Here is a 24,680-nt window from a genome sequence, read left to right on the forward strand (position 1 = left end):
GTCGATGGTGTTCTCTGCGCAGCAAAATAGAGGAGGAGCCGCAGGCTGACGGCGGGGGACATTCTCGAAGCAGAGTACGCCGTCGGCGTGATCCCGTCCCCGTACGGACACGTTGCAATCCGGACCCGGCCAAAGATGCCTGGAAAGCACATGACGTTCGTCCGCGGCCATCGGGACGGCCCACACCTGCATATGAGGTTTGAGCGAATCCGGATCACGGCGTATAAGCAGGCTTTCCGCTCCAAGGACCGCGTGAATGAGCTTCGATCTCGATCCCGACTTCGCCCGTCGACCCGCCATCCTGGTTGTCGACGACACCCCGGACAACCTGATGCTTCTGAGCAACCTGCTCAAGGACAAGTACACGGTCAAGGTGGCGAACAGCGGCGAGAAGGCTCTGCGGATCGCGCGGGCGGGCGACCCGCTCGACCTGATCCTGCTCGACGTCATGATGCCGGGCCTTTCGGGCCACGAGGTGGCGCGCCAGCTCAAGGCCGACCCCGCGACGCGTGACATCCCCATCATTTTCCTGACCGCGCTGTCGTCCGAGGAGGACGAGACGCTGGGGCTGGAAATAGGCGCTGCCGACTACATCACCAAGCCGATCCGCCCGCCGGTGTTGATGGCGCGGGTGGACACCCAGTTGAAGATCAAGGCCGCCGCCGACTTCCTGCGCGATCAGAAGGATTACCTGGAACAGGAGGTCGCCCGGCGCACGCGCGAAGTGACGGCCATCCAGGACGTCACGATCCTGGCCATGGCATCGCTCGCCGAAGCGCGCGACAACGAGACCGGCAACCACATCCGCCGCACGCAGCACTACGTCAGGGTGCTGGCCGAGCAGTTGCGCGACCATCCGCGCTTCGGCCACTTCCTGGACGACGCGACCATCGCGCTGCTGTTCAAGTCGGCGCCGCTGCATGACATCGGCAAGGCCGGCATCCCCGACCGCATCCTCTTGTCGCCCGGCACGCTCAGCCCCGAGGACTTCGAGATCATGAAGACCCACACCACGCTGGGCCGCGATGCAATCGAGCAGGCCGAAAGGCAACTCGGCACCGACGTGGCCTTCCTTCGCCATGCCAAGGAAATTGCGTACGGCCACCAGGAACGGTGGGACGGCAGCGGCTACCCCGAGGGCCGCGCGGGAGACGCCATCCCGATCGCCGCGCGCATCATGGCCGTGGCCGACGTCTACGACACCCTCACCAGCCGCGGCGTCTACAAGGACGGCATGCCGCACGAGCAGGCGGCAGGCATGATCGACGAGGGCCGAGGCGTCGAATTCGACCCGGACATCGTCGACGCATTCCTCGCGCGCGCCGATGACTTCCGCGAGATCGCCGTGCGCTTCGCCGACACCGACGACGACATCGCGAAGAAGATGGAGGCGCTGGTCTTCATCGCCGAATCGGCCTGATGCGCAAGCTCCTCGAACTGCTTGAACGTCTGTCGCTGCGCCGCAAGCTGGTCCTGGGCTTCGGGTCGTTGCTGCTGCTGACCCTGGCGCTGGGCGTGCAGAGCCTGCTCACGATCGAGCGATTCAACAGCGACTTCCAGAGCCTGCAATCCAAGGACGTGGTCGGCATGGCACGAACCAAGGAGGCACAGATCCACCTGTTATGGCTGCGGCTGAGCCTGCGCAACGCCATATGGGCGACGGGCCCGGCGCAGCGCGACGCCTGGTTGAAGCTTTTCGATGCCAGGCTTGCTCAACTGCACAGCGCGATCCAGAAGATCCGGCCCACGCTGCTGCGCCGCGAGAACGTCGAGCGGCTGGACGAGTTCGAAGCACTGCTGGCGCAACTGGAAACGGCCACCACGGAGGCGGCAGACCTGTCCCGCCGCGGATTGGACGCGCAGGCGCACGCCCTGGTGGACGAAGGCGCCGTCAGGCAACTCGCCGCGGAGGCCGAGGGTCTGCTCGACCAGATTGCGGCCGTGAAGGAGGACGCGGCCGACAAGGCCGCCGACGACATCCAGACGATCGCCGACCGAAACAAGACGCTGTCGCTGGTGCTGCTGCTTGGTGGCCTGGGCCTCACGCTGCTGTCGTCGTGGGCGATTGCGGTGTCGATCCGCCGACCCAGCACACGCGTGCGGTTGGCCGTCGACGCCCTGGCGCGCGGCCAGCTCGACCGGCCGGTGCCGCACACCAAGCTGCCCAACGAGGTGGGCGAGCTCGCACGTGCCGTCTCCAAGCTGCAGTCGGAATTGCAGCAGCTCGACGAACAACGGTGGAACAAGCACCACCAGGCGCAGATCCAGGCCGAACTGCAGCAGGCGGCCACGCCGGCCGAACTCGCCGGGCGCTTCCTGCGCGGCGTCGCCCCGCTGCTCCATGCCGCGCAGGCGGCGCTCTACCGCGTCGACGTCGCGGCGCGGACGCTGGACCTGGTCGACTCGCATGGCACCGCCCCCGGCCAGTTGCCCGAGGACCGGCTCTCCTTTGGCGAGGGACTCGCCGGCAAGTGCGCGGAGGAAGGCCGCGAGACCTTCGCGGACCCAGCGGATCCAGGCGCAATCGCTCCGGGCTGGCAGGCCGCCCTGCCGATCTTCCAGGGTGAGCGCCTGCTCGGCGTGGTTGCGCTGGCCGCCCCGGCCGCACCGCTCGGCAAGGAACTCGCGCTCCTGCGCGACCTGTTGCCCAGGCTGGCGATGAGCATGACGGTCATCGAGCGCAACCAGGCCGTGCAGGACCTGCTCGACCAGACGCGCCTGCAGTCCGCGTCGATCCGCGCCCAGGCCGATCGCCTGGAGGAGCAGGCCGCGGCGCTGCAGGCGCAGCAGGCCTCGCTGGAGGCGACACGAGCCTGGTACCAGGGCATCGTCGAGGCGGCGCCCGACGGCATGCTGATCGTTGATGCCGAAGGCCGCATCCTGCTGGCAAATCCCGAGCTGCATCGCTTGTTCGGGTATCCGCAAGGCGAACTGATCGGCCAGCCGATGGAGAGGCTCGTGCCGCCCGACAGCCGGCCGAGCCATCCGGCGTTGCGCGCGAGCTTCATGGCCCAGCGCCTGGCGCGCCAGATGGGCAGCGCACAAGCCGACCTGCAAGGGATGCGCAAGGACGGCAGCCGGTTCTCCCTCGAGATCGGGCTGTCACAACTGCCCGCCATCGACGAGCGGGGCGTTTGCACCTGCGCGTCGGTGCGCGACATCACCGAACGACGCGCGATGCAGGCAGCCTTGCGCGACACCGAGGAGCGCTTCCGCCGCATCATCGAACAGGCCCCCGCGGGCCTGCTGATCGCGGACGACGACACCGAGGAGTTGCTGTTCTCCAACCAGAAGCTGGAAGAGGTGTTCGACGAACCGGTCAACCGGGTGGCGCGCCGATCGGACCGCGCGAAGTACTGGACGGACCCCGAGGCGCTCGCCCGCTACATCGAACTCATCGACAGCCACGACACCGTGCGCGACTTCGAGGTCACCTACCGGCGGCGCGACCACAGCCTGCGCCACGTGCTGCTGTCGTCGACGCGGGTGCGCGCGGGCGGGCGGTCGATCCGCGGCAACTGGTTCTTCGACATCACCGATCGCAAGGCGGCCGAGGCACAAGCGCAGCGTGCCCTTGAGATTGCCGAGGAGGCCACGCGTGTGAAGAGCGACTTCCTTGCCAACATGAGCCACGAGATCCGCACGCCGATGAACGCCATCATCGGCATGAGCCACCTGGCATTGAAGACCGACCTCGACGGACGGCAGCGCAACTACATCGAGAAGGTGAACCGCGCGGCCGAGAGCCTGCTGGGCATCATCAACGACATCCTCGACTTCTCCAAGATCGAGGCGGGCAAGATGAGCCTCGAGCAGGCGCCCTTCCGGCTCGAGGAAGTGCTCCACGACTTCGCGAACATGGTGAGCCTGAAGGCCGAGGGCAAGGGCCTCGAGTTGCTGTTCGACACGTCGGCCGCGTTACCGACCGCACTGGTCGGCGACCGGCTGCGCCTGGGCCAGGTGCTGGTCAACCTGGGCAACAACGCCGTCAAGTTCACGCAGGCAGGCGAGATCGTCATCGGCGTGCGGGTGGAAGACCTGCACGACGATCGGGTGGAACTGCACTTCTGGTGCAGCGACACGGGCATCGGCATGACGCCGGAGCAGATCACGCGAATGTTCCAGCCCTTCAGCCAGGCCGACGGCTCCATCACGCGCCGATACGGCGGCACCGGCCTGGGCCTGACCATCTCGAAGAACATCGTGGAGATGATGGGGGGCCGCATCTGGGTCGAGAGCGAGGCCGGCAAGGGATCGACCTTCCGCTTCACGGCGCAGTTCGGGCTGCAGTCACCATCGCAGTTGCGCCGCATGTTCAGGGCGGACGAATTGCGGGGCCAGCGCGCGTTGGTCGTGGACGACAATGCGAGCGCGCGCGACATCCTGTCGACGATGGCCAGGGGCTTCGGGCTCGAGGTCGACATTGCCCACAGTGGGCAGGAGGCTGTCGAACGAGTGGCGCAGTCCCAACGAACGCACCTCCCCTACGACCTCGTTCTGATGGACTGGCGAATGCCGGGCATGGACGGCGTGGAGGCCACGCAGGGCATCCAGGCGCACGCGCCAGGGCGGCCGCCCGCCGTGATCATGGTCACTGCCCTCGCCCGCCACGAGGCACAGGAAGCGGCCGAGCGGCGCGCGGTTCCCTTGCCGCTGGTCCTGACCAAGCCGGTCACGCCCTCCACCTTGCTCGAAGCGATCGGACATGTGCTCGGCCACGGGCCGCTGACCGAAAGCCGAGTTGCCCAGGACGCTGGTCCCGATGCGCCCGCAATGGCGCAACTGGCCGGCGCGCGGGTGCTGCTGGTGGAAGACAACGACGTGAACCAGGAACTGGCCCGGGAGCTGCTGGAAAGCGCCGGCATCCAGGTGGTCATCGCCGGCGACGGGGCGCAGGCGCTTCAACTGTTGCAGCACGACGCCACGTTCGACGGCGTGCTGATGGATTGCCAGATGCCCGTGCTCGATGGCTACGCGGCCACGCGCAGGCTTCGCGAGCAGGCCCGTTTCAGCGAGATGCCCATCATCGCGATGACGGCCAATGCGATGGCCGGCGATCGCGAAAAGGCCTTGGCCAGCGGCATGAACGATCACATCGCCAAACCGCTGGACGTGGCCGTGATGTTCGCGACGATGGCGAAGTGGATCCACCCGGCGAATGCATCGCCGAAGCCGCAGCCGCCGAACCGCACCGCCGTTGCACCGGCGGATTCGAACGACCTTCCGCCATTGCCGGGAATCGATCAAGCAGCGGGCCTGGCCACGTGCCAAGGCAGGCCCGACCTGTATCGACGGCTGCTTTGCAAGTTCCACAGTTCGCAAGAGGCGTTCGCCACGGCATTCGTTCAGGCGCTGGAAGGCGACGACGAGTCGGCACCGGCGCGCGTCGCGCACACCCTTCGAGGGACCGCGGGCAACATCGGCGCGACCGCGTTGGCGCAGGCCGCGGCCGCGCTCGAGAGCGCTTGCCAGCAAGGCCTGCGCAATGACGCGCTGCGCGAACCGCTGGCAGCCGTGATGCGCGAACTGACGCCGGTGATGGACGGCCTGCGCGAACTCGCATCGGCGGCAGCAGAGGCAGCGACGGACAGGACGGCCGAACTGCCGCTGGAGCGCCTCGCCCCCCTGCTCGAGCGGCTGAAGCAACGACTCGCCGACAGCGATCCGGATGCGCTGGAGCTTTCTGCCGAACTCATGCAGAGCCTTGCCGCGCACCCCGACCACAAGGCCGCGGTGCGGCGCATCGCGAGCAAGGTCGACAACTTCGAGTTCGACGAGGCGATGGGACTGCTTGAATCCTGGGAAAGCGGGTGGCCGTCGTCGTAGCGTCAGCGCGCCACGCCCAGCAGCCGCTCCAGCACTTCGGGTTGCGCGCGCAGGGCGGAGGCGCTGTCGGCATGAACGACGGTGCCGTGGTCCAGCACGACAGTCCGGTCCGAGATCGCGAGGATCGCCTGCGGGTGCTGCTCAACGATGATGGCCGCCAGACCTTCGTCCCGGGTGATGCGGCGGATGGCGCGCAGCAATTCCTCCACGATGATCGGCGCCAGGCCTTCGAGCGGCTCGTCGAGCAGCAGCAGCCTGGGGTTGACCACCAGGGCCCGGCCGACCGCTAGCATCTGCTGCTCGCCGCCAGAGAGTTGCGTGCCGAGGTTGCCCTTGCGCTCGGCCAGGCGAGGGAACATCTCGTAGACGCGCCGCGGATTCCACGGCCCCGGCCGCTCCACCGCCGTCAGGTTCTCGTGCACGGTGAGCGACTTGAAGATGTTGCGCTCCTGCGGCACCCAGCCGATGCCGGCTGCGGCGCGCTGGTGCGGCGCGAGCCTGTCGAGCGCGACACCGCCGAGCGCAATGCGGCCGCCATGCTGGCGCGTGGCGCCGGCCAGCGTGTTGATGAACGTGGTCTTGCCTGTGCCATTGCGGCCGAGCAAGGCAAGCGTCTCGCCGACACCGAGCGCCAGGGACACATCGTGCAGCACCACGGCCTCGCCATAGCCCGCACGCAATGCTTCGACCTTGAGCAGTTCAGGCATGCCCGTCCTCCCGCGAGTGAGCGTGGGAGCCACTGGTTCCGTGGCCGAGATAGACCTCCTTGACTTTCGGGTCGCCGGCGATCTCCTCGGGGCTTCCTTCGGTCAGCAGCGTGCCGTTGACCAGCACCGTCATGCGGTCGGCGAAGCTGAAGACCAGGTCCATGTCGTGTTCGATGAGCAGCACCGACACATCGGACGGCAATGCGGCGACGGTCTGCAGCAACTCTTCGCGCTCGCCGGCCGGCACGCCGGCGACAGGCTCGTCGAGCAGCAGCACACGCGGTTCGCAGGCCAGCGCGATCGCAATCTCCAGCAGCCGGCGCTTGCCGTATGCAAGCTGCTTGACTGCCTGCTGCGCAACGTCCGCGAGCCGAAAGTGCTCCAGCAGTTCGCTTGCGCGTTCGACCACGCGTGCCGAAGCGCCAAGTGGCCGCCACCACTGCGCCGACAGCCCTTGCTGACGCGACACGACGAGCGCCAGCGTCTCCAGCGGCGTCATCGAATCGAACAGCTGGTTGATCTGGAACGTGCGCACCAGGCCGCGTGCCACGCGCTTGTGCGGCGCGAGCCGGGTGATGTCTTCGCCGAGCAGTTCGATGCGGCCTTCAGTCGGCGTGAGCACGCCGGTGAGCAGGTTGATGAGCGTGGTCTTGCCCGCGCCGTTGGGGCCGATCAGCGCATGGCGCGCGCCGCGCTTCAGGTCCAGCGACACGTTGTTCGTTGCGGTGATGCCGCCGAAGCGCATCACCAGCCCGGTGGCGGAAAGAACGGTCTCCCCGGTCATGATGGCCCCCACGCTCGGCACTTCGTGTCCTCGCTGCCCCCCGAGGGGGCGCTCGCTTGCTTGGGGCGGCCCGGCGCGGCGCTCATCATGTGCCCCCACGCTCGGCACTTCGTGTCCTCGCTGCCCCCCGAGGGGGCGCTCGCTTGCTTGGGGCGGCCCGGCGCGGCGCTCATGATTGCCTCCCGAACCAAGTCCACGGCTTCAGCAACCGATCGCGCCCCACCAGCACCAGCAGCACCAGGATCAACCCGATCCAGAACATCCAGTATTGCGGCGTGACCGTCGAGAGGGCGTCCTGCAGCAGCTTGAACACGATCGCGCCCGCGATGCCGCCATACAACCAGCCGACGCCGCCGATGACCAGCATGAGCATCACGTCGGCTGAGCGGTCGAAGGCCAGCACGTCGAGCGACGCGAAGCCCGTGGTTTGCGCGAGCAAAGCGCCCGCGGCACCGGCGATGGCGGCTGCGATGGTGTAGATAGTCATGAGCCGCGAGGCTACGGGGATGCCGATGGCCATCGCGCGCAACCGGTTGTCGCGGATCGCCTTCAGCGTCGCGCCGAAAGGCGACTGCACGAGCCGGCGCATCGACAGGAACAGGATCAGCACGATCGACAAGGAGTACCAGGCGGCAGTGCGACCGAACAGGTCGAACTCGAAAAGGCCCAGCACCGGACCCATGACGACACCCTGGAGCCCGTCCGCGCCGCCGGTGAGCCAGTCCAGCTTGTTGGCCAGTTCAAGCAGCAGCAATGCGGTGCCCAGCGTGACCATGAGCCGCGTGAGATCGGTGCCGCGCAGGATCGTCACGCTGGCCACGGCGCCCAGCGCGCCCGACAGCACGATCGCCACCACCAGCCCGACGAGCGGGTCGGGCATCACGAGCTTGGCGAACAAGGCCGCCGCATAGGCGCCGAACCCGAAGTACGCCGCATGCCCCAGCGAGACGATGCCGGTGTAGCCGAGGATCAGGTCGAGCGACATGGCGAACAGCGCGACGATGACGATCTCGTTGACCATCAGCGAATGCGCCGGCATCACCATCGGCAGCGCGAACGCCACCAGCCACACCGCGAATTCCCACGCACGCCAGCGCGTCTTGCGCAGCAGCGCGGCCTGGAAATCGAGACTTCCGTTGCCTCGCGCCATCAACGGCCTCCCTTTCGGGTGAACAGTCCCTGCGGGCGCCAGAGCAGGATTGCAATCATCAACAGGTACACCGTGAACGCGCCCATCTTGGGGATGAAGTACTTGCCGGACACGTCGGCAATGCCGAGCAGGAGTGCCGCGGCCAATGGCCCGGTGATCGACGAAGTACCGCCGACCGACACCACGATCAGGAAATAGATCATGTACTTGAGCGGAAAGGTCGGGTCGAGCCCCAGGATCTCCGCACCGAGTGCGCCGCCCAGCCCGGCCAGACCGGACCCCACCGCAAAGGTCGCCAGGAACACCACGTTGACGTTAATGCCCAATCCCGCGGCCACGCGCGGGTCGTCGACCGCCGCGCGCAGCCTGCTGCCGAAGCGCGTCTTGGTCAGGATGAGTTGCAGCACGATGGTGAGCACCGCGCACACGCCGATGATGAAGAGGCGGTAGTGGCCCATGCCGAGCATCCAGGCGCCGTCGCCGATCTCGGTGCGGCCGCGCAGCCACTCGGGCAATTGCAGGTTCTGCTGCGACGAGCCGACGAAGTAGTCGACCGCCGCCACCGCCATGAATGCGAGCCCGATGGAGAACAGCACCTGGTCCAGATGCGACTTGCCGTATATCGGCCGGTACAGCGTGCGCTCCAGCAGCGCCCCTAACAGCCCGACCACGATGAAGGCAAGCGGCAGGCATACGAGGAACGGCACCCCGAGCTTCTGCATGGCGAACACCGTGAGATAGCCGCCCGCCATTGCAAAGGCACCGTGCGCCAGGTTGATGAAGTTCATCAACCCCAGCGTGACGGCCAGCCCGACGGCCAGTACGAAGAGCAGCATGCCGTAGGCGATGCCGTCGAAAAGAATGGTCAGCATGTCAGTCTCTTGCCGCGCGGTGGGGTGGCTCGTGTTCGCGGGGTGTGCCTAGGGGGCGCGTCGGGGCGCGTGCGCAGGGCACCGGGTACTCCCCTGCGCGAATGTCTCCCGCCTTCGGCTCCTCCTTTGTTCGCTGCGGGGAGTACCCGATGCCCTGCGCCCGGGAGCACGCCGTTGTAGTGCCGCCGATCAACCACTGCGTGTCCGGATCACGTCGATGGTGCGCTCTGCGCAGCGAAATAAAGGAGGAGGCCGCAAGCCGGGGGACATTCGCGGAGCAGAGCACGCCGTCGGCGTGATCGCGCCCCGAGCAGAGCACGGCCTTGGCGTGATCGCGCCCGCAACAAGGCACTTCGCGCACAACCAGCCTGCCGCGCAATCCGGAGGTGAGCCTCATTTGGCCTTGCCCGGATCCTTGACCGCCTTGAGAACGTCGAACTCGACGTTGTAGAGCTGACCATCCTTCCTCTCGACCTTGCGCAAATACACGTCCTGCACGATGTCGCGCGTCTGCGCGTCGATCAGCACCTCGCCGCGCGGACTTTCGAAGACCTGCCCCTTCATCGCGGCCAGCAATGCGTCGCCGCCGCCCTGGCCCTTGGTCTGCTTGAGCGCTTCGTAGATCACACGCATGCCGTCATAGCCGCCGACAGCCATGAAGTTGGGACGCATGCCCTTGTTGGCCTTCTGGAAGGCTTCCACGAACTTCTTGTTCGCGGCCGACGGATGCGCCGCCGAATAGTGGTGCGAGGTGACCAGGCCCAGCGCGCCATCGCCCATGTCGTTGAGCTGGTCGTCATCGGTCACGTCGCCGGTGGCGATCAGCCTGATGCCGGCCTTGCTCATGCCACGCTCCAGGAACTGCTTCATCACGGCCGCACCGGCGCCCGAAGGCACGAATACGAACAGCGCATCGGGCTTGTCGTCGCGCACCTTCTGCAGGAACGGCGCGAAGTCGGGGTTGCGCAGCGGCACGCGCAGCTTCTCGATGACCTTGCCGCCGTTGAGCTGGAAGCGCTCGGTGAAATACTTCTCGGCATCGTTTCCGGGGCCATAGTCGCTGACCAGCGTCACGACCGACTTCACGCCGTTCTTGGGCGCCCAGTCGCCCATCACCACCGCCACCTGCGGTAGCGTGAAGCTGGTTCGCACGATGTAGGGCGAGGCTTCGGTGATGCTCGACGTGGCCGCCGCCATCACCACCTGCGGCGTCTTCGACTGCGTGGCCAGCGGCGCGGCGGCCAGCGCGGCGGGTGTCACGCCGAAGCCGGCGATCACGTTCACCTTGTCGTTGACGATGAGTTCCTGCGCGAGACGCTTGGTGACGTCGGGCGTGGCGGTGTCGTCCTTGACGATCAGCTCGATCTTCCTGCCCGCCACGGTGTCGCCGTTCTGCGCCATGTACAGCCGGGCAGCCGCCTCGATCTGCCGGCCCGTGGACGCCTGTTGCCCGGTCATCGGCAGGATCAGGCCGATCCTGAAAGTGTTGGCCTGTGCATGCGCTGCCAGGGGCATGGCAAGTGCGACTGCAGTCAGGCCAGCCGCGTGGATCATCAGATGGCGACGTTGCATGGCGGGAGGTCTCCGGTTGGCGAAAAAAGTAAAGGCATCATTGTCATCAGATGTTTCGACTCGGGGCCTGCGGCTATTCCCTAGAGGGAAACCTGCGGTGGCCGAATCTGCGCGATCCATGGATGCGCTGCGCGATGATCGCGCAAATCAATCGTCATCCGGACGGTACGACGAATCAATGGAAATCGAGCCGACCACACGCGACACGCAGGTGCAGATGCGCTCGTTGCGCGCCTTCTCGTGTTCGCTCAAGAACACATCGCGGTGGTCGATCTCGCCGTCGAGCGCCAGCACGTCGACTGCGCACAGGCCGCACTCGCCACGCTTGCAGTCATGCAGCGTTTGCACCCCTGCTGCGTGAAGCGCCTCCATCATGCTGCTGTCGGCCGGCACCACGATATCGATGCGCTGTCGCGGCACCTCGACGCGGAACGGCTGGGGCGCGAAGCGGCCGCTGCTGCCGAAGGTTTCGTAGCGCAGGTCGGCGATGGGTCGGCCGGACATGGCCCATTGGCGGCGCACCGCGTCGAGCATCGGCACCGGGCCGCAGACGTACATCTGCCCGCCGGCGGGCAGCGATTCGATTTCCGCGGCGATGTCGATGTGCCGGCCTTGCAGCCCGACGAACTCGGCAAAGGATTCGCCCAGCAATGCATTCAGTACCGCTCGGTAGGCCAGTTCGGCCTCCTCATGCGCGCCATAGACCATGCGCAGCGGCGCCGCGTTTCCCTTGCGCGCTCGCAGGTGCTGCGCCATGTGCAGCATCGGCGTGATGCCGATACCGCCAGCAACGAGCAAGTAGGCCGGGGCATTCAGGTCGAGGCCGAAATGATTGCGCGGGCCGTTCACCTGCAGCCGGTCGCCTACCGCGAGCTGCCACATGGCGCGCGAACCGCCCTGCCCTTCGTCCAGCCGCTTGACCGCGATACGGAAGCACTCGCCATCGGGCATGCCGACGAGCGAGTACGAGCGCTTGATCGGCCGGCCCTCGCGGAGCAGTTCGACTTCGATGTGGCTGCCCGGCGACCAGTCTGCGCCGAGGTCGTTGGCATCCTCCGGGCGCAGGGTGAACTCGCGCACGGTGGGCGTGATGTCGCGAAGCGCTTCGACGCGCGCAGCGCGCCAATGGGTGGAACTCTTCATGTCTCCCTGCCTGCTTCAACTGCGTCGACGAATCAATTGCACGCCGGGCAGCGGATGGCTTTGGGTGCCATGCAGCGCCTCGCGCAAATTGCGCTGCGCGATGCGGCTGTGCTCGCGCATCAGCGCTTCCGCGCGCGAACCTTCTCGGGCCTCGATGGCATCGAGCACCTGCCAGTGCTGGTCTTGCGCGATCAGCAGCATGTCGCGCGCGGCGGGCGAATTGGCCTGTACCACGACGAAACCCGATGGCGACGCGAACGGCAGGTTAGAGATGCGCTCGAGCTGCTGCGAGATCACCGTGCTGCCCGACAGTTCGGACAGCAGCGCGTGGAACTGCGCATTGAACTTGACGTAGCGCGAGAAAGCCGTGTCGTCGAGCGCCGGTTCGCGCAGCAGTTCGTCGATGCGATGAAGGCAGGCGCGCGCCTCGCGCAGCACGACAGGTGGCGCGCCGCGCTCGGCGGCGAGCCGCGCGGACAGCCCTTCGAGCGTGCCGCGCAGTTCGATCGCATCGGACACGTCGCGCTCCGAAAACGTCCGAACCGCATAGCCGCCGTTGGGCAGGCTTTCGAGCAAACCTTCCTGCTCGAGCCGCATCAGCGCCGAACGAACCGGTGTACGCGAAACGCCCAACTGCTCGGAGATCGCGACTTCCGCGATGCGCGAGCCGCCGGGCAGTTCACCGGCCAGCACCATCTCGCGCAATCGCAACTGGGCCTTGACCGCTTGAGACGCGCCGGCCTCGGCCGCATCCGCGGAAGTCGTGGCCAAGGTTGCGGAGTTCATTGGGCCTCCCACGTTCGGCGGCCCGGCGCGGCGCTCATCCCCCTGCCCTCGCAGACTCGGCAGCCGAGATCGGAATCGTCGGCCGCTTCGGTTGCTCGCGCTCGACCATGCGGTCGATCAGGCGGCGCGCCCACATCGCGCCGGCGTCTATGTTGAGGTTGTAGAACGCGTAGTCGGGTCGCTCGTCGATGGCGCGTTGCTGCGCTTCGAGCACATGTTCGTCCTCCCGGAAGATCGTCGCCACGCCTTCGCGCAACTCGTGCGTCAGGCGCTGCTCGCCGGTGCAATAGTTGCGCGCGAAGGCCCAGAAGTAGAGGCAGGTCTTGTCGGTCTCGGGTGTGATGGTGTTGAGCACATACCCGTTGACGCCGCGACTGCGGTCGCCCTTGTCGCCATTGTTCTTCGGCACCGCGCCGCTGCCCGCTTCGGCCACGCCCACGTCGATGTTGACGGTACACGGCCCTTCGAAACGGATGATCTGCCAGCGGTCCACCTTGCCGACGTAGCCGCGGCCATGGCGAATCTGCGCGGCCCAGAACGGTGGCGCGTCGATGTTCTCCATCCAGCGCGTGACGGTGGCCGAGCGGTCGCCGTGCGTGGCGACGAAAGGGGCTTCGGCCACCGCGCGGTTGCCGATCGACGATCCATGCACGAAGGCCTCGTGCGTCAGGTCCATGAGGTTGTCGACGACAAGGCGGTAGTCGCAGGCCACGCGGATCATCTTGCCGTCGCCGGCCCAGGCAGGGTCGTCATTCCAGTGCATGTCGGGCACCAGCGCCGGGTCGGCCTTGGCCGGATCGCCGGGCCAGACCCAGATGAACCGATGCTTCTCGACCACGGGATAGGCCCGCACGCAGGCCGAAGGGTTCAGCGTTTCCTGGCTCGGCATGAAGGTGCAGCGCCCCTGGCTGTTGTAGACCAGGCCGTGATAGCCACAGACCACCTCGTCGCCTTCGAGCCGCCCCATCGACAGCGGCAGCAGACGGTGCCAGCACGCATCTTCCAGCGCCGCGACCTGGCCGCCGGTCTGCCGGTAGAGCACGAGTTTCTGATTGCAAATGGTCCGGGGCAGCAGCGCATGCTTCACTTCAACGTCGTAAGCGGCCGCGTACCAGGCATTCAGCGGAAAGCTGGATGAGGTTTTCATGGATTCTCAATGTATACATCAATGGGCAAAAATCCCAGAGAAATCGGCTTTTATCAGGGCAAATACCTGCATGAATGTATTCATTGAATGCCTTCCGAAAGCCGCTACCATCCAGCGGTCACTCTTCAGCACAGACGGAGAAACTCATGTCCCAACACGCCATGCTGCCCGCGCGCTTCGACCACGTCGGCAGTTTCCTGCGCCCCAAATACCTGCTCGAAGCGCGCGAGCAGAAGGCCAACGGGGAGATCACGCCTGAGCAGCTTCGCCGGGTCGAAGACAAGGCCATCACGGAGATCGTGAAGTTCCAGGAAGATATCGGACTGAAGAGCATCACCGACGGCGAGTTCCGCCGCACGTACTTCCACATCGATTTCCTGGAGCAACTGGGCGGCGTCAAGACCGACATCCCGGTGACGATCCGCAGGCCCGATGGCACCGAGGAGCTCGCGCCGCCGGTGATGCGCGTGATCGACAAGGTAACCCATGCCAAGCAGATCCAGCTCGCCGATTTCCAGTACCTGAAGACCCAGGTCTCTGCCGGCAACACACCGAAGGTGACGATCCCCTCTCCGACGATGCTGCACTTCCGCGGGGGCCGCGCCGGCATCAGCAAGGACGCCTATCCCGAGCTGGATCCGGAGTTCTACGATGACGTGGCGAAGGCCTATGGCGACGAGTTGCGTTCGCTGGCCGCGGCCGGCTGTACCTACGTCCAGATGGACGACACCAACCTCGCCTACCTGTGCGACGAGCACATGCGCGAGGCAGCGCGCAAGCGCGGCGACGACCCCAACGAGTTGCCGCACCGCTATGCCTGGTTCATCAACAAGATCGTCGCGCAGAAGCCGCCGGGGATGTTGCTGGCCATGCACCTGTGCCGCGGCAACTTCAAGAGCACGCACGCGGCGGCGGGCAACTATGAGCCGGTGGCCGAGGCGCTGTTGAGGGAGATGGACCTCGACGCGTACTTCATGGAGTACGACGACGCGCGCTCGGGCGATTTCAAGCCGCTGCGCTACCTGCCCAAGGGCAAGACGGTCGTGCTGGGCCTGGTGACCACCAAGTTCGGTGAGATGGAAGACAAGGACGAACTCAAGCGCCGCATCGAGGACGCTTCGAAGTACGCCTCGCTGGACCAGTTGGCGTTGTCGCCGCAGTGCGGGTTCTCGAGCACCGTGCATGGCAACAACATTGCCGTGGAGGCGCAGCGTGCGAAGTTGCGGTTGGTTGTCGAGACTGCGCAGGAGGTTTGGGGCGGCGCCTAGGCTCTGGTTTGCACGGCGTGTCGGGGCCTCGTTGTTCGGGGTGCGCCGGCGGGCTGCTGTCTTGCTCCCTCTCCCTCCGGGAGTGGGTCGGGGCGAGGGAAGTCTCCCCAGGAGGACGATGCGCTCTCACCAGCAGACAAACGTCTTGCACGCAACACGGTCCAGCCAACCAAACAACAGAGGCGTAACCACCTAGCGCACAACCCGCGCCGTGCGCGACACTTTGCGCCATGCACTCCGCATTCCTTGCATGGTTGCCGTCGCCGTCCCAGCATTTCCTGGTCGTCTCCACCGCACTGCTGATCTACGTCCTCACCACGCGCACGCGGCGCGACCAGCGCGCGCCGACCACCGCCATCGCATGGGTCATGGGGATGCTGCTGATGCCGTACATCGCCCTGCCCGTCTACCTGCTGTTCGGCCAGCGCAAGCTGCGGCCCGCGGGCTCGCCTCGGCCACCACGGTCCACCGACACCGAACACTGGGCCGCCGATCTCATCGAAAGCTTCGGGCTGGCGCCGCCCGGCCCTTCCGAGGTGCGAATGCATGCCGACGGCACGGCCGCGCGCGATGCGCTGTTCGAAGTCATCGCGGGCGCCAGGCGGCGCCTCGATGTCGGCACTTTCATCATCGGTAACGACGCGTTCGGCCACGACGTACTTGCGCGCCTCACGCAACGCGCGAGCGAAGGCGTCGGCGTGCGGGTGCTGCTCGACGGCTTCGGCGCACTGTCCCTGCCGCACGGCCACTTCAACAGGCTGCGTGCGGCCGGCGGCGAGGTCGCGGTATTCCGCCCCTTCTTCAGCCTGCGGCGCACCGGCCCCCGCAACCTGCGCAACCACCGCAAGACCGTCGTTGCGGACGACGGGTGGCTGTGGTCCGGCGGACGCAACCTGGCGGGCGAATATTTCCTCGGCAACGACGTGCATCCCGTTCCGTGGCGCGACCTCAGTTTTGACCTGCATGGCAGCACCGCCGCCGCCGCCGCGCGCCAGTTCGACCACGACTGGGCATCCGTACGCAAACGCAAGGCGCGCGGGCCGGCGCCTACCGCGGAACCGGTCGACGGGCCCCTGACGCAATACATGCCCAGCGGCCCCGACCAGACCGAGGACACGGCGCTCGCGCTGCTCATTGGCGCCTGCTTCCGGGCAGAGCACCGGCTGCTGGCCATCACGCCCTACTTCGTGCCCGGCGACAGCCTGCGCGATGCACTGCGGCTGGCCGCCCGCCGCGGCGTGCAGGTGACCATCGCGATTCCTGCGCACTCCAACCACTCGCTCGCGGACTTCGTGCGCGCCCGCGCCATGCGGGACCTGGCGCGGGCCGGCGTCACCTTTCGCATGCTGCCGTTCATGGTGCATGCGAAGGCGGTGGTGGTGGACGAAGACATCGCAATGTGCGGCTCGATCAATCTCGATCTGCGCAGCCTGCTGTTGAACCACGAGGCCAGCGTGCTGTTCTACGGGCAGGAACAGATCGACTGGCTCGCGCAATGGATCGAAACCACCGCATCCGCGGGCGAGCCCTATCGGGCGCGCCGCCCGGGGCTGATGCGCGATCTGGCGGAGGGCTTGCTGTTGACGGTGGCATTCCAGCTCTGATCCGGCGCCCCGTCGCACCGCAGTGCGCGTCTACAGCGCTGCGAAACTGGAAGGCCGGTCGCGGTTGCAGAATTCGAGAAACGCGTCGAGCTCATTCGACTTGTCGAACACCGCATCGGCGCCGAGCTTGCGACAGCGCTCGCGGATGTCGCTGGTGGCGTAGTTGGTCAATACCACCACGCGCTGCCCCGGACCGCGCTCCCGGCAACCGGCCAGCACCCCAAGGCCGGAGCCTTCCTTGAGGAACAGGTCGACGATAGCCAGTTGCCATTCGTCGCCATGCTCGGCCAGCCAGTTGGCGGCCTCGGCCTCGGTCTCCGCAAATCCGACGATGCTGGCATTCACCATGTCTTCCAGCGCGGGCATGAGGTTGTCCCGGATGGTGGGGCTGTCTTCGACGAGGAACGTGATGAGGGCCACGATGCTTGCTGGTACTTTCGTTTGCCAGTGTAGTTTCAAATCAACCCGCTTTTTTTCGATTGCGGAAGCTCGCATTGCCGAGTCCGGTGCCGATGGTCAGCACGGCCCACCGCTTGACGTCCTGCATGAACGGCAATTCGCTCAGGCCCTGCACGACCGCATCGTTGTGAAGCATCACCGTGGTCGCGCGCCCGTCGATGAGCGGGATTTTCTCGTGCACATGGCTGGGCAAATGAAAAGTCTCGCGCTCCCAGTCGCCCGGCAGGTTCTGCGCGCCGCGCGAAATCGAGCCGTCGTCGCGGATCAGTCCCGGACAACCGATGCCGATGAACGGCGCCAGCCGCAGGCCCCGGCGCCGCGCCCGCCGCACGTTGCGCTCGACCATGTCGACGATGCCGTCGAGCAGGTCCTTCTGCTTCGGACCTTCATCCGCATGACGCCACTTGTCGCGCTTGACCACCTTCGCCTTCGAGAGGTCGGCGGCCCTGGCCAAGCGGGGTTTCACGATGCCGCAACGCACATTGGTGCCGCCGATGTCGATGGCGAGGATGGCGTCGTAGCCGGCGAGCATCTGCGGCGGCGCAAGGTGCAGCCAGCCCAGCAGGCCGCCGTCGTCGGGCTCGTGGCGCAGGCGCGCAAGCTCGACCTTTGCGCCATCGATGTTCAGCATCGCGGCAGCCTGCAGGATCGCGCGTTCGCCCACGTCGCTTCCAGGAAAGCCACCGCCGATCACGATGCGCTGCACGCCCTTCCATGTCTTCTGCCGCAGATAGCGCCGGATGACATGCGCGAGTTCCACGGAAAACTCCTCGATCGCGCCCTGCACCATGTCCGTGGCGGCGTCCGCGCTCTTGCGGCGCAGTTTGCTGTCGATCCTGGCCTTGCTCAACTGGTCGGAATCGCCGGTGCCGAGAGGATCTTCGCCACGCCGCGCAACACGTTTGCGCCACTTGTCGAGCAGGTCGCGGAACGCGGTCTGGCTGGCGGCGTCGCCGACGAATCCCTCGGCGTCGCGCAGCGCGAGGCTGTAGCTTTGCACCACGACCGACGGCAATTCCATCGCGCCATGGGCAGGCGCGGTCGCGGCGGACGGCCAGGCTTTCGGAGTCTTGCGGCGTACTTTTTTCTTCATGGAGGGCTGAAATGTGGCGTGCGCCGCGGCGCCCCGCCATCGGCACGCCGCGCCGGCCCGTGTAGGAAAGCCGCCTGATGCGTGCCGAATCGATACACTGCCCCGATGCCACGCTGGATGATGATCCGAACATGGCGCGTTGCCGCGCTGAGCTGGGGCCTGACGTGCCTCGCACTGGGCGTGCACGCGCAACAGGGCGCGGACACGCTTCGCGTCGGCTCCAAGCGCTTCACCGAGTCGTACATCCTGGCCGAGGTCATCGCGCAAACGGCGGCGCCGCAATTGAAGCAGGCGCCCGTGGTGCGGCAAGGCCTGGGCAACACCGCCATCGTCTATGAGGCGCTGCGCTCCGGCGGCATCGACCTGTATGCCGAATACACGGGCACCATCGCGCTGGAAATCCTGCAGCACAGCGGCCCGATGACGCGCGAGGAAATGAACGCCGCGCTCGCGCCCCGGGGCCTGGGCGTGGCTGTGCCGCTGGGCTTCAACGATGGCTATGCGCTGGCGATGCGCGCGGCCGATGCCGACCGGCTGCACATCCAGTCATTGAGCGACCTGGCAAAGCACCCGGAACTGAAGCTCGGGCTGTCGAACGAATTCATCGGGCGCGCCGACGGCTGGAAGGGCCTGGCCGGGCGCTACGGCTTCACCCAGCAGCCAACCGGCCTCGACCACGGTCTGGCCTACGACGCCATCGCCGCGAAGCAGATCGACGTCATGGACATCTACACCACCGACGCGAAGATCGGCCATCTGAACCTGCGTGTGCTGGACGACGACCGCAAGTACTTTCCGCGCTATGACGCGGTGCTGCTCTACAAGCTCGATCTGCCGCAGCGCCTGCCCGCTGCGTGGGCAGCGCTCCGGAAACTCGAAGGCCGCATCGACGAGCGCGCCATGATCGCGATGAACGCGCGGGCGGAGTTGCAGAGCGCGCCCTTCGACGTCATCGCAAAGGACTTCCTGGCCGGCGGCGCAAAGGCGGGCAGCGGCGCGCCTCGCGGCTGGATCGCCAAGCTGCTGGGTCCCGACCTCGGGCGCCTTGCGCGCCAGCATCTGCTGCTCGTCGTGCTGTCCGTGGGCTGCGCGATCCTCATTGCGGTGCCGCTGGCCGTCCTGGTGTTCCCGCACACGCGATTGCGTGCCATCGTGCTCGGCGCCACCGGACTGCTGCAGACCGTGCCCTCGCTGGCGCTGCTGGCCCTGCTGATCTCCTGGATCGGCGCCATCGGCACGCTGCCCGCGCTGATTGCACTCACGCTCTATGCGCTGCTGCCGATCATGCGCAACACGGTGACGGGCCTGGCCGAAGTGCCGCTGGGCCTGCGCCAGGCCGGCACCGCGCTCGGCATGACGCATCCGCAAAGCTTGCGCGTCGTGATGCTGCCGCTGGCCTTCCCGACCATCATCGCGGGCGTTCGCACCGCGACGACGATTGCGATCGGCACGGCGACCATTGCAGCGTTCATCGGTGCAGGCGGATTCGGCGAGCGCATCGTGACCGGACTGGCGCTGAACGACAGCGGCTTGCTGATCGCAGGTGCGCTGCCTGCGGCGGCGCTGGCGCTGATGAGCGAGGTGGTGTTCGAGGGGATCGAGTACTGGTTGCGGCGGGAGGATTGAGTCGCTTGAGTCGCTGGACCGCCGTCGCCTGATCGAGAGACTCGCGGGCGAAATCGGTGACCCGCAAGCGCGGCGCAAGTGCCGCGCCGCCTACGCCCTTTGCGTTACCGCGCATGGTCGATAGACGTAGGCAAACCTCGCGAACAAACTTTCCCGGCGATGCGATTGCGTTTTGCTTTTGCCCGCTGACCCAACCGTGCAGGAGAAGTGGCAATGAACAAGAATTGCTGGGCCACCGCAAGGCTGCTCCCGCTGGTGATATGTACCCTCATGGCCGGTTGCTCGCAGAAGGAGCCCGAGGCAGGCACCGTTCTCGACGAAGCAAGGATCGCAGGCCGTGCTGCCGCCTCGTTCCCGCATGCCGACGAGGACTACTTCAAGGACATGGACGGCGGCGTCGCGCTCTCGCCCGATGAGATCAAGGGCCGCAACATGTGGCTGGTCTGGAGCGGTGGCAACGACCGCTTCTGGAACAAGATGACCGACTACACGTACGGCGCCTTCGACCTGCTCAAGATCATCAGTTCGCATCCAACGCAAGGCTATTCGCGCGCCAATCGCTGGGAGTACTTCGGCCTGGTGAACGAGCCCTGCTTCAACAAGGCGGCCGGACCCGATCCGAACCGGCGCGGCCTCTGGCTCGACGTGCGCGACAAAGGCTGTGCGCCCGACCCCTTCGAGAACGAAACCAAGTATCCGGGCGTGGTCATCGGCTCGCGCGGCAAGCCGCTGGGCAACGGCCAGACGCAACAGGTCGGCTCCTACTACGGCTATGGCACCGGCATCGCCGGCCTGCGGCTTTTTCCCAACCCGGACTTCGACGAGAAGGCCGCCAAGGAATGGGACGCCGAGAAGTACTACACCGATCCCAAGTACTACAACCGCGCTGACCTGGTGCGGCCCTATCGTGTGGGCATGTCGTGCGGCTTCTGCCATCTCGGGCCGAGCCCCGTGAAGCCACCGGCCGATCCGGGCAACCCGAAGTGGGAGAACCTCAGTTCGTCCGTCGGCGCGCAATACATGTGGGTGGACCGGCTCTTCATCCACAACTCGAACAAGCCCGAAGGCCGCAAGAACTTCATGTTCCAGCTCGCCCACACCTTCAGGCCAGGCTCGATGGACACCTCGCTCGTCTCCACCGACAGCATCAACAACCCGCGCACGATGAACGCGGTGTATGACTTCCCGGATCGAATGGGCTTGGCCTTGCGGCTCGGTGAAGAAAAGCTTGCCGGCGGCGAACGCGACAACAAGCAGTTCAACGACTTCCTCACCAGCGGCCCGCTGACCGCGTTCTATTCGAAGGCCGACCAGACCGTGAAGACGCCGCACGTGCTGAAGGATGGCGCCGACTCGGTGGGCCTGCTCGGCGCGCTCAACCGCGTGTACCTGAACATCGGCCTTTTCAGCGAGGAGTGGCTGCTGCACTTCAACCCGGTGGTGGGCGGCAAGGCCATCAGCCCCATCAAGATCGCCGACGCGCAGAAGAACTCCAGCTACTGGCAGGCCACCGAACTGGGCACGCCCAACACCGCACTTTTCTTCCTGAAGGCGGCAAGACCCGACCATCTGAAAGACGCACCGGGCGGCGACAAATACCTGTCCGCCGACGCTGCCACGCTCGACAAGGGCAAGGTGGTTTTCGCCGACACCTGCGCGCGCTGCCATTCGAGCAAGGCGCCGCCGGTGGAGGTGGACGTCACGCCCGCCAAGTGCGCAGGCCCGGGCTACCTCGACTGCTTCAAGAAGTACTGGGCCTGGACACAGACCGATGGCTACAAGGCCAAGATGCGCGCCATCGTGCAGGCGCCGGACTTCCTCGAGAACAACTACCTCTCCACCGAGGTGCGCATACCCGCCACATTGCTGCGCACCAACGCGTGCAGCCCGCTCGCGACCAACGCGCTGGCGGGCAACATCTGGGACAACTTCTCGTCGAGCACCTACAAGTCGCTGCCGTCGATCGGTACCGTCACCGTCGCCGACCCGTTCACCGGCGAGCCGCGGCCCTACGTGATGCCGGCCGGCGGACGCGGCTACACCCGGGTGCCCTCGCTCATCAGCATCTGGTCGACCGCACCGTTCCTGCTCAACAACTCCGTCGGGCCGTTCGACATCAACCCGTCGATCGAGGCGCGCATGAAAGTGTTCGACGCATCGATCGAGCAGATGCTGTGGCCTGAAAAGCGCGAACGCGACTCCGAGCTGGGCAACAAGGTCAACGGCACCATCGACCGCACCACCGAGCGCAGCAGCGTGACCATCCCGGTCGGCTTCGTGCCCGACTCCCTGCAGCCGCTGCAAGGCACGCTGCACCGCTGGCTGCCGGGACTGGTGTCCAGCGGCGGCGACGTGGAACTGGGCCCCATCCCCAAGGGCATGCCGATCAACCTGCTGGCCAATCTCAGGCTGCGCGCCGAGGAAGGCGGCCTGGGCGACAAGGCCGCGCACGCGGCCAAGCTCGGCGAGTTGGCGATCAAGATGAAGGGCGACCTGCTCTCGGCACCGGCGAACGCCACCGACGAGCAACTGCGCAAGCACTTTTCCGACCTGCGCGAGCCCTTGCTGGCGCTGAGCAAGTGCCCGGACTTCGTCGTCAATCGCGGGCACTATTTCGGCACGGCCGAATTCAACAAGCAGGCTGGCCTCAGCGCCGACGAGCGCTCCTTTGGCGAGGAGCCTGTCTTGAGTGATGACGACAAGCGGGCCCTCATCACCTTCCTCAAGACTTTCTGACGCGTGCGCCACCCGCACATGACCGGTGACCAGGCGTCCGAATGGGACTACGTGATCGTCGGCTCAGGCGCGGGCGGCGGCGTGCTGGCTGCGCGGCTGGCCGAGTCCGGCATGCGCGTATTCGTGCTCGAGGCCGGCGGCGACCCGCGCGCCGAGGCCAACCGGCTGCCTGACGACTACGACGTACCGGCCTTTCACGCCTTCGCATGCGAGAACCCTGCGCTGGCCTGGAACTTTCACGTGCGGCACTACGAAGACGAGCAACGCCAGGCACGCGATCCCAAGTACCGGTCCGGCCGCGGCGTGCTGTATCCGCGCGCCGCCGCACTGGGCGGCTGCACGGTGCACAACGCCATGATCTTCATGCCGCCGCACGACTCCGACTGGGACGACATCGCGCGGTCCACCGGCGACGTGTCCTGGCAGGCATCGCGCATGCAGCGCTATGCGCAGCGCATCGAGAACTGCCGGCACCGGCCGGTGTGGCGGGCGATACGCCACCTCGGCATCGATCCGACCGGCCATGGCTGGGACGGCTGGCTGCGCACCGAGAAGTCGATGCCGCTGTCGGTGCTGCATGACGACGGCCTGCTGCGCGCCCTGCGCGACACCATCGGCACCTTCACCCGCCACTTGCCGACGCCGCTGGTGAGCGCCTGGCACTGGATGCGCGGCGGCTGGGGAGACCCGAACTCGCGCCACGCCTCGGGCGAGAGTTTCGAAGGCTTGTGCTACACGCCGCTGGCCACTGCGCGCCATCGCCGCTACGGGGTGCGCGAGCGGCTGCGCGACGTGGCCCGGCGCCACCCCGACAACTTGCATGTCGAGCTTCACGCGCTGGCCACGCGCGTGCTGTTCGACGCGGAGGGCGGCGCCAACGGCATCGAGTACCGCAAGGGCCACCACCTGTACCACGCCCATCCCGAGCCAAGCGGATCGCAGGGCGAAGTGCGGCACGTCTATGCGCGGCGCGAAGTCATCCTGTGCGGCGGCGCGTTCAACACGCCGCAATTGCTGATGCTGTCGGGCATCGGCCCCACGGAAGATCTGCAGGCGCACGGCATCGACACGCGCGTCGACCTGCAAGGCGTTGGCCGCAACCTGCAGGATCGCTACGAAGTCGCGGTAACGCATGAAATCCGCGCGCCGTGGCACGTGCTCGAGGGCGCCCGCTGGGAGAAGGACGACCCGCTTTGGCAGCGCTGGAAGTCATCGGGCGACGGCATGTACGGCTCCAACGGCGCGGCCATCGGCCTGGTGACCCGCAGCGACCGCGCGGGCACCGATCCCGACATCTTCTGCATGGCCCTGCTGGCCCGCTTCGAGGGCTACTACCCCGGCTTCTCCGACGCCATCCGCGACGAACCGGACCGCCTCACCTGGGCCATCCTCAAGGGCCACACGCGCAATCGCGCGGGCCGCGTGCGGCTGCGCTCGGCCGACCCGCTCGACACGCCGACGGTGAACTTCCACTACTTCGACGAAGGCGACGACGATGCGGACGACGACCTGGCCGCGGTGGTGCAGGCGATCCGCGCGGTGCGCGAGCTGACGGCGCCGCTGCACGCGAGCGGCCTCATCACGAAAGAGTGCCTGCCGGGCTCCGACTGCGACAGCGACGACGCGCTGGCGCAGTACGTGCGCGACACCGCATGGGGCCATCACGCATCGTGCTCGTGCCCTATCGGGCAGCGCGAGCAAGGCGGCGTGCTCGACAGCACGCTGGCTGTGCACGGCGTCTCGCGGTTGCGCGTGGTGGATGCGTCGGCGTTTCCGAAGATACCCGGCTTCTTCATCGCGGCCGCGGTCTACATGCTGGCCGAGAAGGCAGCCGACATGCTGCTCACCTCGGCGACGCAGACACCTCTTTCGACGAATTGACGGTCCCCGGCGATAGGCCGACACTG

17 protein-coding genes are annotated in these 24,680 nt (G+C 66.6%); 7 read left to right on the forward strand and 10 right to left on the reverse strand.

All coding sequences use genetic code 11. The features are described 5' to 3' along the window. Positions 1 to 256: 256 nt before the first annotated feature. Both WKW80_RS25060 and WKW80_RS25065 read left to right on the forward strand, forming a co-directional pair. Positions 257 to 1,420, forward strand: coding sequence for a response regulator (locus WKW80_RS25060; protein ID WP_340366282.1), 1,164 nt, complete (start codon positions 257 to 259; stop codon positions 1,418 to 1,420). Then, positions 1,420 to 5,826 (forward strand): response regulator, encoded by a 4,407-nt coding sequence (locus WKW80_RS25065; RefSeq protein WP_340366283.1) that lies wholly within the window; start codon positions 1,420 to 1,422, stop codon positions 5,824 to 5,826. Before WKW80_RS25060 ends, WKW80_RS25065 begins: the two co-directional genes overlap by 1 nt. A 2-nt stretch (positions 5,827 to 5,828) precedes the next feature. Here the strand turns inward: WKW80_RS25065 and WKW80_RS25070 are convergent, their stop codons facing one another. The 8 genes from WKW80_RS25070 to WKW80_RS25105 all read right to left on the reverse strand — a co-directional run bounded on the left by WKW80_RS25070 (position 5,829) and on the right by WKW80_RS25105 (position 13,987). After that, on the reverse strand, positions 5,829 to 6,533 hold the full coding sequence (locus WKW80_RS25070) for an ABC transporter ATP-binding protein (RefSeq protein WP_340366284.1): 705 nt from the start codon (positions 6,531 to 6,533) through the stop codon (positions 5,829 to 5,831). Continuing rightward, positions 6,526 to 7,317 carry an ABC transporter ATP-binding protein gene (locus tag WKW80_RS25075; protein WP_340366285.1) on the reverse strand — a complete coding sequence of 264 codons (792 nt, stop codon included), beginning with the start codon at positions 7,315 to 7,317 and terminating at the stop codon, positions 6,526 to 6,528. The genes WKW80_RS25070 and WKW80_RS25075 overlap by 8 nt, the downstream gene beginning before the upstream one ends. Positions 7,318 to 7,486: 169 nt before the next feature. Continuing rightward, a complete protein-coding gene (locus WKW80_RS25080; RefSeq protein ID WP_340366286.1) occupies positions 7,487 to 8,467 on the reverse strand; it encodes a branched-chain amino acid ABC transporter permease in 981 nt (326 codons plus the stop codon). Then, complete coding sequence (locus tag WKW80_RS25085) at positions 8,467 to 9,339, reverse strand: branched-chain amino acid ABC transporter permease (RefSeq protein WP_340366287.1); 873 nt, start codon at positions 9,337 to 9,339, stop codon at positions 8,467 to 8,469. The genes WKW80_RS25080 and WKW80_RS25085 overlap by 1 nt, the downstream gene beginning before the upstream one ends. Before the next feature lie 393 nt (positions 9,340 to 9,732). Continuing rightward, a complete protein-coding gene (locus tag WKW80_RS25090) occupies positions 9,733 to 10,911 on the reverse strand; it encodes an ABC transporter substrate-binding protein (protein ID WP_340366288.1) in 1,179 nt (392 codons plus the stop codon). A gap of 147 nt (positions 10,912 to 11,058) precedes the next feature. Next, positions 11,059 to 12,054: a PDR/VanB family oxidoreductase gene (locus WKW80_RS25095; protein ID WP_340366289.1), complete on the reverse strand. Its 996-nt coding sequence runs from the start codon at positions 12,052 to 12,054 to the stop codon at positions 11,059 to 11,061. Positions 12,055 to 12,069: 15 nt separating this feature from the next. After that, complete coding sequence (locus tag WKW80_RS25100; protein ID WP_340366290.1) at positions 12,070 to 12,840, reverse strand: GntR family transcriptional regulator; 771 nt, start codon at positions 12,838 to 12,840, stop codon at positions 12,070 to 12,072. Between the two features lie 34 nt (positions 12,841 to 12,874). Then, on the reverse strand, positions 12,875 to 13,987 hold the full coding sequence (locus WKW80_RS25105; protein ID WP_340366291.1) for an aromatic ring-hydroxylating dioxygenase subunit alpha: 1,113 nt from the start codon (positions 13,985 to 13,987) through the stop codon (positions 12,875 to 12,877). 146 nt (positions 13,988 to 14,133) lie between these two features. Here WKW80_RS25105 and WKW80_RS25110 point away from each other — a divergent pair, with 146 nt between their 5' ends. Further along, positions 14,134 to 15,255: a 5-methyltetrahydropteroyltriglutamate--homocysteine S-methyltransferase gene (locus WKW80_RS25110; RefSeq protein WP_340366292.1), complete on the forward strand. Its 1,122-nt coding sequence runs from the start codon at positions 14,134 to 14,136 to the stop codon at positions 15,253 to 15,255. Positions 15,256 to 15,485: 230 nt separating this feature from the next. Continuing rightward, a complete protein-coding gene (locus tag WKW80_RS25115; RefSeq protein ID WP_340366293.1) occupies positions 15,486 to 16,859 on the forward strand; it encodes a phospholipase D-like domain-containing protein in 1,374 nt (457 codons plus the stop codon). Positions 16,860 to 16,889: 30 nt separating this feature from the next. Here the strand turns inward: WKW80_RS25115 and WKW80_RS25120 are convergent, their stop codons facing one another. Beyond that, on the reverse strand, positions 16,890 to 17,279 hold the full coding sequence (locus WKW80_RS25120; RefSeq protein ID WP_340366294.1) for a response regulator: 390 nt from the start codon (positions 17,277 to 17,279) through the stop codon (positions 16,890 to 16,892). A gap of 40 nt (positions 17,280 to 17,319) precedes the next feature. After that, complete coding sequence (locus WKW80_RS25125) at positions 17,320 to 18,411, reverse strand: ROK family protein (RefSeq protein ID WP_340366295.1); 1,092 nt, start codon at positions 18,409 to 18,411, stop codon at positions 17,320 to 17,322. Between the two features lie 105 nt (positions 18,412 to 18,516). Here WKW80_RS25125 and WKW80_RS25130 point away from each other — a divergent pair, with 105 nt between their 5' ends. From WKW80_RS25130 to WKW80_RS25140, 3 genes are all read left to right on the forward strand, one after another. Then, the gene (locus WKW80_RS25130) at positions 18,517 to 20,037 is read left to right on the forward strand and encodes an ABC transporter permease/substrate-binding protein (RefSeq protein ID WP_340366296.1); all 1,521 of its coding nucleotides are present in this window, start codon (positions 18,517 to 18,519) and stop codon (positions 20,035 to 20,037) included. Between the two features lie 213 nt (positions 20,038 to 20,250). Further along, on the forward strand, positions 20,251 to 22,773 hold the full coding sequence (locus WKW80_RS25135) for a hypothetical protein (RefSeq protein ID WP_340366297.1): 2,523 nt from the start codon (positions 20,251 to 20,253) through the stop codon (positions 22,771 to 22,773). A gap of 18 nt (positions 22,774 to 22,791) precedes the next feature. Further along, entirely contained in the window at positions 22,792 to 24,654 is a 1,863-nt protein-coding gene (locus WKW80_RS25140) for a GMC family oxidoreductase (protein WP_340366298.1), read from the forward strand. Positions 24,655 to 24,680: the final 26 nt, after the last annotated feature.

Source organism: Variovorax humicola (assembly GCF_037889915.1).
GTDB lineage: Bacteria > Pseudomonadota > Gammaproteobacteria > Burkholderiales > Burkholderiaceae_C > Variovorax > Variovorax humicola.

Coding starts and splice junctions, on each gene's coding strand:
- WKW80_RS25060 (WP_340366282.1), top strand. CDS start 257: ATGAGCTTCGATCTCGATCCCGACTTCGCCCGTCGACCCGCCATCCTG.
- WKW80_RS25065 (WP_340366283.1), top strand. CDS start 1,420: ATGCGCAAGCTCCTCGAACTGCTTGAACGTCTGTCGCTGCGCCGCAAG.
- WKW80_RS25070 (WP_340366284.1), bottom strand. CDS start 6,533: ATGCCTGAACTGCTCAAGGTCGAAGCATTGCGTGCGGGCTATGGCGAG.
- WKW80_RS25075 (WP_340366285.1), bottom strand. CDS start 7,317: ATGACCGGGGAGACCGTTCTTTCCGCCACCGGGCTGGTGATGCGCTTC.
- WKW80_RS25080 (WP_340366286.1), bottom strand. CDS start 8,467: ATGGCGCGAGGCAACGGAAGTCTCGATTTCCAGGCCGCGCTGCTGCGC.
- WKW80_RS25085 (WP_340366287.1), bottom strand. CDS start 9,339: ATGCTGACCATTCTTTTCGACGGCATCGCCTACGGCATGCTGCTCTTC.
- WKW80_RS25090 (WP_340366288.1), bottom strand. CDS start 10,911: ATGCAACGTCGCCATCTGATGATCCACGCGGCTGGCCTGACTGCAGTC.
- WKW80_RS25095 (WP_340366289.1), bottom strand. CDS start 12,054: ATGAAGAGTTCCACCCATTGGCGCGCTGCGCGCGTCGAAGCGCTTCGC.
- WKW80_RS25100 (WP_340366290.1), bottom strand. CDS start 12,840: ATGAACTCCGCAACCTTGGCCACGACTTCCGCGGATGCGGCCGAGGCC.
- WKW80_RS25105 (WP_340366291.1), bottom strand. CDS start 13,987: ATGAAAACCTCATCCAGCTTTCCGCTGAATGCCTGGTACGCGGCCGCT.
- WKW80_RS25110 (WP_340366292.1), top strand. CDS start 14,134: ATGTCCCAACACGCCATGCTGCCCGCGCGCTTCGACCACGTCGGCAGT.
- WKW80_RS25115 (WP_340366293.1), top strand. CDS start 15,486: ATGCACTCCGCATTCCTTGCATGGTTGCCGTCGCCGTCCCAGCATTTC.
- WKW80_RS25125 (WP_340366295.1), bottom strand. CDS start 18,411: ATGAAGAAAAAAGTACGCCGCAAGACTCCGAAAGCCTGGCCGTCCGCC.
- WKW80_RS25130 (WP_340366296.1), top strand. CDS start 18,517: ATGCCACGCTGGATGATGATCCGAACATGGCGCGTTGCCGCGCTGAGC.
- WKW80_RS25135 (WP_340366297.1), top strand. CDS start 20,251: ATGAACAAGAATTGCTGGGCCACCGCAAGGCTGCTCCCGCTGGTGATA.
- WKW80_RS25140 (WP_340366298.1), top strand. CDS start 22,792: ATGACCGGTGACCAGGCGTCCGAATGGGACTACGTGATCGTCGGCTCA.